The sequence below is a fragment of the Halalkalibacter lacteus genome, from assembly GCF_036663595.1.
In the GTDB taxonomy this organism is placed as follows: domain Bacteria; phylum Bacillota; class Bacilli; order Bacillales; family Bacillaceae_D; genus Halalkalibacter; species Halalkalibacter lacteus.
On record NZ_JAWRVL010000429.1, the window covers coordinates 1 to 239 of the forward strand.

Annotated in this window: 1 protein-coding gene; it reads left to right on the plus strand. The window is 56.5% G+C overall.

Features of this window, described 5'->3' with window-relative positions; genetic code table 11:
* Positions 1-207 (plus strand): diguanylate cyclase domain-containing protein (locus SAZ04_RS22905; RefSeq protein ID WP_332700081.1); only part of this gene is annotated, 207 nt, incomplete at its 5' end.
* Positions 208-239 lie beyond the last annotated feature (32 nt).

The following is a 239-nucleotide window of genomic DNA, read 5'->3' on the forward strand; positions in this document are numbered from 1 at the left end:
GCCAGTCTCGGCGTGGCGGTGTTCCGTGTCAGTGACGACTGCACGGTCACTAAACTCCTCGGCCGTGCGGATACCCTTCTGTACCAGGCCAAAAATCAGGGCAGAAACAGGGTCTGCGCTGAGGACCCAGCCCCCATGTTCCCCGCCGACGAAGTTACTCAGGACGAGAAGGCGGCACTGTTTTCTTCCTTCAAACAAGAGGAATAAGGAGCATTTCACCCGGGCAATTGATTAGGTTC